Source organism: Mycobacterium decipiens (assembly GCF_963853665.1).
In the GTDB taxonomy this organism is placed as follows: Bacteria; Actinomycetota; Actinomycetes; order Mycobacteriales; family Mycobacteriaceae; genus Mycobacterium; species Mycobacterium decipiens.
Window position 1 is genome coordinate 2899218 of the sequence record NZ_OY970459.1, and the last position, 12229, is coordinate 2911446.

Below are 12229 nucleotides of genomic sequence, written 5' to 3' on the forward strand. Positions count from 1 at the left end.
AACTCAAGCGGGGGGTCGCACGCATGAAACTCCAGGGCCGGAATCTCGCAATCCGGCTGCGCGGCGAAGACGTCAAACTGCTGCATACCGAGCTGCGCCGACTCGGCCTGAGCGTCGCCAAAGAGGAAGCAGACGCTTCGCTGTTCGGCCCGACGACGGAGGCGCTGATCAAAGCCTTTCAGTCGCAACAAGATCTGCAGCAGACCGGCGTCGTCGATCAGGCGACGGCGACGGCGATCAACCGCGAGGTTGACCGTCTCTCGGCCGCCGCCCCACCGCTGCAATTGGTCGTGCAGGGTCGAGTTGTCGCCAATGATGGCGACGCCGCGCCGGGCGTAACGGTGCGCGCCTTCGACAAGGACATGCGCAGCGAGACACTGCTGGGTTCAGCGCGGACCGACCGGCTGGGCCGCTACGAGATCCGGTATGACCCAACACAGTTCCGCCGCGCCGATAAGGACTCGGCAGACTTGATCGTGCGGGCCGTCGCCCCGCGCGACGGCGGGCAGCCTGATGCGGTGCTCGCCGCTTCGGAGGTCCACTTCAACGCCGGTCCGGCCGCGACGATCGATCTTCACATCGACCGCACAGCGCACCGGCCGTCGGAGTTCGAGCATCACGTCCAGGCCGTCACGCCGCTGCTGGAATCCGTCGCCCTCGCGGACCTCACCGAGGACGACATCGGGTTCCTGGCCGGTGAGACCGGCATTGACCGCCTGCATCTTGCCTTCCTCGCCACCGCGCACCAGCACGCGGCGACCACGCGAATCTCGCCGGAAGCGTTCTACGCCGCCTTCCGCCAAGGCCGGCCGTCAACGCTCGCGGCGCTGGCGCTGCAGACCCCGAGGGCTCTCGCGGGGGCCCTGACCGCTGCACTCGATGCCCGGATCGTGCCGGCCACGCTGCGCGAGCAGATCGACGCCATCGTTGCGGCTTTCAAGCGTCTGCGCGGCGACCACGTGGTGCGTGATGCGACCGTGACGCCCGTCCGTGTCCTTGCCGCGGCAGGACTTTCCACCGAGCAGCAAGAAGCCGTCCTCGACCTGTGGCTCGAACGCGACAGCGATGCCGGATTCTGGACGGCGTTGCGCGCCTCGCCCCTCGCCGCACAGACCCGGCCGCTACAGGCCGCGCTAGACCTGTCCCTGCTCACGGGCAACGACGCCGCCCTGTTGGAGGGGCTGGCCACCCGCGACGTGCGCAGTATCCGGGCGCTTGCCGCCATGTCCGAGGACGAACTGAAGACGGCCATTCTTGCGTCCGCTGAGACGCTGGGGGCCCTCGATACGCCCGACGACTCGGAGTCCGATGACTCCAAGGCAGCACGTCTCGCCGCCGGCATCCTGGGGCTGGCCCGCGTCCAGCACCCCAGCGCGTTCGTGCTGGCGGCGCGGCGGAACTCCGCCAGGCCGCTCGACCGGGATGTGGCGCGCGTGTTGGCCAACGCCCCCGAGCTCGACCTGCGTGGCGCCGATCTGGCGAGCTTCCTCGGCGCCAATCACAGCGCGCTGGATGGCGTCGCCGACATCCAGCAGACGCAAGCGGAGCTGCGCCGCATCCAGCGTGTCCTTCGCCTTGCACCGGATGCCGCGCACGCCCAGGCGCTGATGGATGCCGGGTTGGACTCGGCGCATGCCGTCGCCGGCGTGTCCGAAGCCGCCTTGGTTGCGAGGTTCGGGGCCGCCCTCGGCGGTGTCGAGCAGGCGCGGATCTATCATGCACGGGCGCGGCGCGTGAGCGACACCGTGCTGGCGATCGCGGGTGCGGCCCAGCAGGCCGCATTGGCCTTAAAGCCGTCGGTGCTGGGGGTTGCGCCCGATGCCGGCAAGGAATTCCCCGACCTCGCTTCGCTGTTCGGCGCCGAGGATCTGTGCGCCTGCCAGCATTGCCGGTCGGTGCTAAGCCCGGCCGCCTATCTCGTCGACCTGCTGCAATTCATCAACCCCAGGTTCGGACCCAAACCCATCGCGGCGCTGCGCGCGCGCCGGCCGGACATCGAGCACATCCCGCTGTCCTGCGAGAACACCAACACCCCGCTGCCCTATATCGACCTGGTCATCGAGATCCTCGAGTTCTACGTCGCCAACGGCACGCTTTCCGGCGCGGCCGCGCACGATACCGATGGAGCCGAGCCGGCCGAACTCGCCGTCGCGCCACAGTTCGTGCTCGATGCGGCCTATCAGCGTCTGCAGGAGGCGGTGTTTCCGCCACCGTTGCCGTATCAGCGATCTCTCGAGACAGTTCGCCGTTACCTGCAGCAGCTCGGCACCAGCCGCGCGGAGCTCATGGCGGCCTTCGCCGCCAGCGACGTTGACATCGAGCTCGAATCGCTCGGCATTGCCGACTCCGAACGCAACATCTTGGTGGGATCGTCGTCGGCACCTCTGGCCGATCACTACGGTCTTCCGGCAGACCCCAGCCCCGTCACGACGATGTCGGCCACGCAACTCATGACCGCGCTTAGCGTCGGCTACGACGATCTGCTGTTGCTTTTGCAGACCCAACATCTCGATGCCGGCGGCGCGATCACGCTGACGGACACCGAGAATCCACCACGTTGCGATCCGACGAAGATCGTCGCCGACAATCTCGGCACGCAGTTCTGGCGACGGGCCCATCGGTTCGTGCGGCTGCAGCGGAAACTCGGCATCGGCGTCGCGGAACTCGACGATATGCTGCGCGTCCTGGGGGGTGGCGACATCTCGGTCGAATTGCTGCGCCGCATCGCCCACGCCGAGAGGTTGCGCCGCGAGCTTGGGCTGTCACGCAAGGTCCTGCTGGGCTTCTGGGAAACGACTGCGCCGGACGCCAATACGGAAAGGCAACGCCTTACTGCGTTGGCGCAGGCGATGCGGCTGCGCGAGGTCGAGCTCGACGCCCTGATCGCGCTGAGCGACATCCAGCCTTTCGTTCCCAGCGATCCCGGTGGCCTGGCGATGCTGGCAGCGTCGGTGAAAGCCGTTCGCGACAGCGGGCTTTCGATCGCCCAAGTTGCCTATACCTTCCTGCCCGGTCATCCGGCGGGAGCCCCCTGCACGCTTCCCGACAATGCAATAGTGCAGCTCATTCGCACGACGCGATCCGCGCTGCAGGAGTTGGTCGTCGATGCGGACGATCCCGCCGCACTCGAGCGACGTCGCCGCGACATCGTCGTGCAAACGGTTGGTGAGACCTTTGGGTTGCCAACCGACACGACACGCCTGCTGATGGAAGCCGTGATCCATTCGACAGCGAATCCGGCGCAATTCCTGACGCCGGATGTCCTTGACCTCACTGGCCTGGACGAGAGCGTCCTGCAAGATCCTTCGGCCGCCACACTGCGACCTGTGCGCCGCGGCCTACTCAAGCTACACAAGGCATCGCTGCTGATCGGCGGCCTGCACTTGTCGACCAACGAGACGGCCCATGTTGCCTTTCACGGCGGTGACTTCGGCGGCTTCTCCTTCGATAGCCTTCCGCTGGATGAGGTGGAAGCGAGCGCCGCCACGTTCGCGGCCTGGCAACGTGTCGCCCAATTCGCGGTGTTGAGCGGGCGCCTGCCGCAGCGGGAACAGACCTTGATCGACGTGTTCGAGGCGGCGGCGCTGCCCGCCGCCGACAACCCGAGGGAAGCGGCGATTTCGGCGCTGCGGGCGGCAACGCAGTGGAACGAGGCCGACCTCGTTTTCCTGTCCGGGCCCGGCGGCTTGAACCTCGCAACGGCGCAGGACTTTTGCGATGTCGCCAAGCTCTGGCAACTGGATCGGGGTATCGCCTTGGCGCGGCGCCTCGGCGTCGCCGCCGAGCGGGTCGTGACCTGGGCCAAGCCGACGCCCGATGCGGCTGCGGCCGTGGACGTCATCGATGCCTTCAAAGCGCGATGCGCGCCGGAGACGTGGGCAGTGGCGGGTAAGGCACCACGGGACAGGCTGCGTGAAGCCCAGCGCGACGCACTCATCGCCTACATCCTGCAGCACGACCCCACGGTTGAAGCGCTCGGCATCACCACGGCCGATGGACTTTTCCAGCATTTCCTGATCGACACGCAGATGTCGGCGTGCCAGGACACGTCGCGAATCAAGCAGGCAACCTCGTCTGTGCAGCTCTTCATCCAGCGGGCGCTGATGGGCCTCGAAGACGGGGTCGCACCCGACGACATCGACGCCGAGCAGTGGCAGTGGCTGCGCAACTACCGGGTCTGGGAGGCCAATCGCAAGGTCTTTCTCTTTCCCGAGAACTGGATCGAGCCCGACCTGCGCGACGACAAGACGCCGTTCTTCCGAGAGCTCGAATCGCGACTTCTTCAGGACGACGTCACCTTCGACACGGCAGAGGCTGCGGTCGAACGCTATCTGGACCAGGTGCATGAAGTGGCGCGGCTCGACATCCGCGCGCTCTATGTCGAGGAACCAGACGGCAACGGCGGCGAGGAAGTCGTCCATGTATTCGGCCGCACGCTCTCTTCGCCGCAGACCTATTACTATCGCCGTCTGATCGGCGATCGAACCTGGACGCCATGGGAGAAGGTCGACACCGGCATCGAGGGTGATCACCTGCTGCCGCTGGTCACCAATCGCCGCCTCTATCTCTTTTGGCTGCATTTCGAGGAGCGGCAGGACAGTGGCAAGAAGCTGCCACACGCCTACATCCAGTCGATGGAGCATTGGCTGTGGAAGACGAAGCTGTTCCCCAAGTGGCAGGCCGATGAGAAGGAGTGGCTGCGGAGGCACACCAGCTACGAGGTCTGGAAGTCGCTGGAATCGATGCTTCGCAACGCCGGTATCGATGTCACGGAAGCCAAGACTGAGTACTTCGCGAACGCCGGCTTGCCGGAGCAAGAAGAACCGGCACCCCGCGCTCCCGAAGAGCCGCCGTTCTCATCACCGCCCACGCTCGTACACCGGGCGATCACCCTCTGCTGGAGCGAGTACCGCAATGGCGCCTGGTCGACCAAACGCAACTCGGACACCGCCATCGTCTCCAGCCCGGTGTTGCCCACCTTGCAAAAACACCTCAGCAGCCAGTATCTCGCGGACCTGAATAGCGCCTACGACTTTGTGCCTGTGGACGCCGACGGGCAGATGGTCAAGACCATCTTCACGGTCCAACTGCCGCGCGTACAGGATCACTATCTGACCGCCGGCTTGGACCGGACGACCGGGCATATTTCGGTCACGGTATCGCGGCGCTATGAAGAACGGGTTCCGCTGCTTGACATAGAACACCTGACCGTAAGGGGGCACGAACGCGTCGGGCAGTTCAAGATGTCATGCGGGAATATGGTCGAGCCGGCGGCCGGCATCGGAATGATGGTCAGCCTGCCGTTCGAGCAGCTACCCCGGCCGGATGGGACGAGCAACGTGGCCATGGCCTTCGCTCACCCAGGCTCGGCACTGCCAAAGTGGCTTGGCATCACGATGGACGGCCCCGCGAAAAAGCACCAGCTCGCTGTCACCACCGATGGCGAGACGCGCGTGATCCTCGGATCGGTGCCGATGTCGGGGGCCTATTCCGTCCTCCGCGACGGGCAGCATTCGAGCTTTCGCCTCGAACCGCCATACCAGGACTTCATAGTCCAGGACGACCATCGCGCGTACCTGGCCTCCCCCTCTGGTTACATCAATCTCGAGATCGCACCTGGATCCATGTTGCGAATTCCCGCTGTCACCAAGAACGTTCAGGCACCTTTGGTGCTTGCCGCGCAGGCCAAGGCGAAGCTCGTCACGACGGTTGCAGCACCTGCCATGCCGGGCATGATCTCCAATGTCACTGTACTGCAGCCGATCTCCGACAAACCGTCCGCTTCCCAATTAGCCCTGAGCGCAATGCCGGCCGGGGCGCTTGCCGAGGTGCTCAGCCTCAAGGGACTACGCTTCCAGTCCCTCGTGCACCCGCATGTCTGCGCGTTCAAGGACGCGCTTACCAAGGGCGGTTTGCCCGGACTGTTCGATCCCTCGGTGCAGTCACGCAATGACGACCCCGGCGCCAAGAACAACGCATTCGCCCGCTGGTACGCGCCGACATCCGAAGTCGTGCCGCCATATCCCCGCGAACATGTCGACTTCGGTCGCAGTGCGAGTGCACTGTATAACTGGGAACTGTTCTTTCATGTTCCGATGCTCATCGCCGGTGCGCTGACCCGCAACCAGCGCTTCGAAGAGGCCATGCACTGGTACCACTTCATCTTCGATCCCACGACAAGTCGTTCCGGCCCGTCACCACAACGCTTTTGGAATTGTCTGCCGTTCTTCACCAACACCGATCCCGAGCGCGACAGCATCCAGGAACTCCTGTTGGCTCTGGCCGGCAAGAAGCCGGGATGGCAAGACTTCGCCGACCAGATCGAGGAGTGGCGGCGCAATCCGTTTAACCCCCACCTGATCGCACGGCTACGCATCACCGCCTACCAGAAGTCGGTGGTGATGCACTACGTCGACAACCTCATCGCATGGGGCGACCAGCTCTTCCGCCGCGACACGATCGAGGAAATCAACCAGGCGACGCTGCTCTACGTGCTCGCCGGCGAAGTCCTCGGTCCGCGACCGCGAACCGTGCCTCCCGCCGAGGAGCCAGCCGTCAAAACCTACCGCGAACTCGCCACCGATCTCGACGTCTTCTCCAATGCTTTGGTGGAGGCCGAGCAACTCGTTCCCTACAGCAACAAGGTCGCGCCGCAGAAGCAGCCGCCGACACGGTGGGGTCCGAATCACCTTCCGGGACAATCGAAGACGCCCACGCCACCGGCTCCGCCCAGCCTGGCGGCGGTCGCGGGCCCATATTTCTGCCCGCCGCAAAACGAGGAACTGCTGGCGCGCTGGGACACGGTCGCCGACCGCCTGTTCAAGATCCGCCACTGCATGAACATCGAGGGCCTGGTGCGCGATCTTCCCTTGTTCTCCCCGCCGATCGATCCCGCACTGCTGGTACGGGCGGCCGCCGCCGGCATTGACCTCGGCGGCGTGCTCGACGACCTCTACACCGAACTTCCCCACTACCGCTTTGCCACACTCATCCAGAAGGCGGCTGAGCTTTGCAGCGAAACCCGCGCCCTCGGCGCGGCTCTGCTCGGTGCCCTCGAGAAGCGCGACGCCGAGCAGCTGACGCTGCTGCGCAGCGCACACGAGCGTGCCGTGCTGGGGCTGCTGGAGCGGGTCCGCATAGCTGCGCACGACGAGGCCCTTCGAAATCGCGAGGCATTGGCGGCGTCGCGGGAAACCGCGCTGGCGCGCTACGAGCATTACCAGCGAATGCTCGGCAGGCAGCCGGCCGGCGGCATACGTGAAGTCTCGTTGTCGGGCCAGGCGCGCATGATCGACACCCTTGGCGTGCCGATGATTGCGCACGAGCTCGCTGAGCTTGCCAGCCTCGGTGACGCCAACGACATCCAGCGCAATGCCGCCGGCTTCGAGATTGCCGCCAACGTGGCGCATGTCGTGGGCGATATCGCCGCCGCGCCCTGGGGTGTTGGTATCAACATCAGCATCGGTCAGGCGCTTTCGGCGTTCGCCTCCTACTACCGCATGCAAGCGGCCAACCTGAACTACGATGCGACGCTCGCGGCGAAGCTCGGCCAGGCGGTGCTCCGCGCTGCGGACTGGGCCCTGCAATGCAATCAGGCGGTACACGAGATCCGCGCAATCGACAAACAGATGCTGTCGGCCGACGTCCGCATCGCCATTTGCGACGCGGAACTCGCCAGCCACCGCAGGCAACTCGAGAACGCGCGGCAGATCGAGGACGTTCTGCGCGGCGAGTTCACGTCGGGCGAGCTGTACAACTGGATGGTCTCGCAGACCTCGTCGCTGTACTTCCAGGCCTATCAGCTCGCCTACGACATGGCGCGCCGCGCCGAACGGGCCTGGCGCTATGAAATCGGCGCTGTTACCAGCAATTTCATCCGTCCCGGCCACTGGGAGAGCCTACGCAAGGGACTGCTGGCCGCTGACCGTTTACACCACGATCTCAAGCGCATGGACGCGGCCTATCTCGCGCAGAACAGGCGCGAGCACGAGATCACCAAGCATGTGCCCCTCACTCAGCTCGATGCGCTGGCCTTCGTGGCCCTCAAGGAAACCGGCACCTGCCTGATCCGGCTGCCCGAGGCGTTGTTCGACCTGGACCATCCCGGGCACTACTTCCGACGTCTCAAAAGCGTCAGCCTGTCGATCCCCTGCGTCGCAGGCGCCTACACCAGCGTCAACGCCACCCTGACGCTGCTCAAGAGCGAGATCCGCGTTGACTCGACTGTCGGGTCGCCGTACGCCAAGGTCGAAAACGCCGACGATCCGCGCTTCCGCACGAACTTTGCCGCCGCACAGTCGATTGCCACGAGCCATGCCCAGAACGACAGCGGCCTGTTCGAGTTGAGTTTCCGCGATGATCGCTACCTACCGTTCGAGGGCGCGGGCGCGATTTCGGAGTGGCGGCTGACGCTGCCCAAGGACTGCAACGCGTTCGACTTCGACACGATTTCGGACGTCATTCTGCACGTCAAGTACACCGCGCGAGACGGCGGCGCCGCGCTGGCACAGCAGGCACGCGATGCGACGCTGAACATCCCGTCACAGGCAGGGCTGCATCGCCTCTTCAGTGTGCGCAACGAGTTCTCCAACGACTGGTATCGCTTCCTCCACATCGTCGAGTCAGCGACACAGCACAGGCTGGTGCTCGCCATCGGCCGCGAACGTTTCCCGTTTGTGCTGCGCAACAAGGTGATCACGATCCACAAGCTAACGTGCTACCTCAAGGCGCACGATGCCGTGGACACGACCGGCATCGCGGTCGACTTCTCGGTCGGCCGGCAACAACCCGGCGACCCGAATGCACCGATTCTTCCGTTGGGCGGTGGCGCCGCAGCCTTCGCGCCGCTGGGGGCGCCGTGGGGAAATTTGCTCGGGTGCGAGGTCGGCGGAATCACATTCGACACACCGGGCAGCCTCGTGCTGGATGTCGCTGCGACCGATCTGGCAACCCTGACACAGGGCCAATGGCTGCTTGATTTGATGATCGTGGCCGAGTACTCAGCGGCCAGTTGACCAGTACAGGGGCCCTCGCGAACGTTGGGACTGCAGAAACGGCCACCCCAGCCCTCAACCTGAGTACCATTTTGTAGCCGGCCTAAGGTTGTCGCGCCACCGGGTATGGGAGCCGCCGATGTCGTACGTGATCGCAGCACCCGCGGCTTTTGTCCTGGCGTCGGGGGACTTGACCGGGATCGGGGAGGCGGTTACGGGGGCCGCCGCCGCGGCGGCGCCCTCGACGACGGGGATTGTCGCGGCGGCTGGCGATGAGGTGTCAGCAGCAATCGCAGGTCATTTTGGCAGCTACGCCCAAGAGTTTCAGGCGCTGAGCGCGCGGATGACGCTGCTTCATGCCGAGTTTGTGCGTGCCTTGAGCGCGGCCGGGTCCGCGTATGCGGCCGCTGAGGCCGCGAATGTGTCGCCCCTGCAGATGCTGGTGCAACAGGCCGAAAGCCTGGGCCTTCCTACACCCGCCGAGTGGCTGACGGGGCATCCGCTGCTCGGTAACGGCGCCGCTGGGGCTGCGATTACTGGGGCCACCGAGTCCACCGGCCCCAATCAGCCCAGCGTGCTGCTTCGCCCGGCCACCAACGAGGCGGGCCTCGGCGGGGCGGTGAACTACACCGCCACCGAGGCCCTCACTGCCCCGGCCACCAACGGGGTGACCGGGGTCAAGACGGGGTTCTCCTTCCTGCAGATTCCGGTTGGTCCGTCCTCTTTCCTGGGAATCCCCGTTGGTCCAATTGGCTACCCGGCCCCCGCACATTGGTACTTCCCGACCCAGGCAGACGGTTCGGTGCAGGCCAATGGTGTCGTCTATCTGCAGCACGGCTTCGGGGCAATAGGTTGGTTCTACGAACCGCTGGCCATCCAGCTGGCGCAGCAGACCAATAGCGTCGTGGTCGTTCCCACCGTGCCGTCAATTCCTTTGCCGTTCGGTCTCTGGATCGGCGGCGCGGAGATGCAGCAGGGTGTGGCCTCGTTGTTCCTGGGCAACCAAACGGCGCTGAACATCAGTGCGAACCAGGCCGGTTACCAGGGCATGCTGCCGGAGGACTTCATCCTGACCGGACACTCCGCCGGCGGTGGCCTCGCCACGGCCGCGGGCGGCTACTACGTCTCGGCCCTCGGGGCGAACACCGTCGACAACGACCTTCTTGGTGTGGTGATGTTCGACGGGGTCTCATCCAATTCGTCGGGCTTCGCGGCTTCGATAGCCAACCTGCAGGCGCTGAACATCCCCAACTATGTGGTGGCCGCGCCGCCCCAGCCATGGAACGCTTCTGGTGCCACCACGAATCAACTGGTCAGTCTGTACCCGGGGCAGTTCGTCGGGGTCGAGATTGTCAATGGCTCGCATGTCGACTCCATGGTGGGCGGACATCCCCTCATCGACTTCTTCGCACAGCTGCTGACCGGGTTCTCCCCGCCCGGCGCCACCGCGGCCGTGTACACCCTGTCTTCGGGCTGGATCAACGACATGTACGCCGGGGCGGGGCCGACCAACCCGATCTACGGCGTCTACGGGCCCACCGGTGGCTACCTGCCCCCGGGCGGCCAGCAGATCATCGTGGGCCAGAGCGCCGGGATCGTACTGCCGGTGTAGGCCACCTCGCCAGCGCAGCCAACGACACAGTCGCGGCAGAGCTTGAAACCGTTGTGGTTTTACTCGGCGACCCAGGCGCGAGAACGGCCGCACCGGCCCCGGGGTCAACGCGAGCTTGATTCAGCACATCCTTCCCGGGAACTGAGTAGTCCAGCAGTGTTGCGCCCGGAATCTACCCATGCGATCAGGGGTCGACGCCTATTCTGGGCACCATCATGTCTCCCCCGGGCTACGTTGAGGGCACCACCGTGACACACGGAATGGTGCTCGGAAGGTTCTTACCGCCCCATGCCGGACACGTTTACCTCTGCGAGTTCGCGCGCCGATGGGTGGATGACCTGACGATCGTCGTCTCGGTACAGACCGCAGACCCGATTTCGGGCACCCAACGCGTTGCATGGATGCGGGAGCTGTTCCCCTTCGATCGCGTGGTCCATCTCACCGTCGGGAACCAACGGCATCCGTCGGAACGCCCGCCGTCGTGGGACATCTGGAAGGCGATGCTGGAACGCGTACTCCCGCGGCGTCCCGACTTCGTCTTTGCCTCCGAGCCCTACGGTGCGGATCTCGCCAAGATCCTCGGCGCGCGATTCGTAGCGGTCGATCAGGCTCGCACCATCGTTCCGGTGAGCGGAACTGGCATCCGTGCGGACCCGCTTGCCCATTGGCAGCACATCCCACGCTGCGTGCGGCCCGCCTTCGTAAAGCGAGTTAGCATCATCGGACCCGAATCCACCGGGAAGACCAGGCTCGCACGGACGCTCGCCGAAAAGCTCAGAACGAAGTGGGTCCCAGAGTGGGCAAACACACTGCGGGAACACAATGGCGGCTCGCTAGTCGGACTGGATTGGACCGAAATCGTTCGCGGACAATTCGCCTCAGAGGAAGCCTTAGCGCGCAATGCCGATCGCGTCCTGATCTGCGACACGGACCCGCTCGCGACCACTGTGTGGGCCGACTTCCTGCTGGGCAGCTGCCCGCAAAAGCTCCGCAATTTGGCTTGGCGTCCTTACGATCTCACGCTCCTCACCAAGCCCGACCTGCCCTGGAACGCCGACCGCCCGCGACATCTGCCCGGCGAGAGCGTTGACTTTTTCGCCCGATGTGAACTCGCTCTGCGCGAGGCTGGACGACCATTCGTGGTGGTCAGTGGCGGTTGGGAGAAAAGGATTTCCACAGCTCTCCACGCCGTCGAAGAACTAGCGCCTTCCCGGCGCCCCTAAGGGCCGCGGAACGGATCGCGGAGTCATGTTGGAGCAGTGCGTTTCCCGCGAGCGGGTCTCCCAACTAGCATTGTCCCGTCCTGATTTGCTAGAGCAGCGCAGCGGCCTGCGCCCGAAATGCCCGATAGCTAACGAAACCAGTTGCATCGGCTCGGGTCGGCGCAAGCGGCCGACCGCGGCTCTGGCGGCGGACCCGACTCCCCCGCCCGTAGCTCGCCACGGTGGGAAAGGATTCGGGATCGACGCGTTCGCCGATACCACGGAGAAGGCGCATGCTAGGGCGGCCAGCGGCACACCGCTGGAGGGTTCCCCGCAACGCGACGTGGCGAGGCAAAGTGACCTCGACAGCCGCTGGGTCAGGCCAAAGGGCCGACGGTGATGCGCCGCTCGGGCACGCCGCG

Annotated in this window: 3 protein-coding genes; all 3 read left to right on the forward strand. The window is 65.2% G+C overall.

The features are described 5' to 3' along the window. Positions 1–23: 23 nt before the first annotated feature. The 3 genes from AADZ55_RS12880 to AADZ55_RS12890 all read left to right on the forward strand — a co-directional run bounded on the left by AADZ55_RS12880 (position 24) and on the right by AADZ55_RS12890 (position 11828). Positions 24–9014: a neuraminidase-like domain-containing protein gene (locus AADZ55_RS12880; protein ID WP_085325365.1), complete on the forward strand. Its 8991-nt coding sequence runs from the start codon at positions 24–26 to the stop codon at positions 9012–9014. Positions 9015–9132: 118 nt separating this feature from the next. After that, a complete protein-coding gene (locus AADZ55_RS12885; RefSeq protein WP_085325366.1) occupies positions 9133–10605 on the forward strand; it encodes a PE family protein in 1473 nt (490 codons plus the stop codon). Positions 10606–10853: 248 nt separating this feature from the next. Continuing rightward, positions 10854–11828: a nicotinamide-nucleotide adenylyltransferase gene (locus tag AADZ55_RS12890; protein WP_085325401.1), complete on the forward strand. Its 975-nt coding sequence runs from the start codon at positions 10854–10856 to the stop codon at positions 11826–11828. Positions 11829–12229 lie beyond the last annotated feature (401 nt).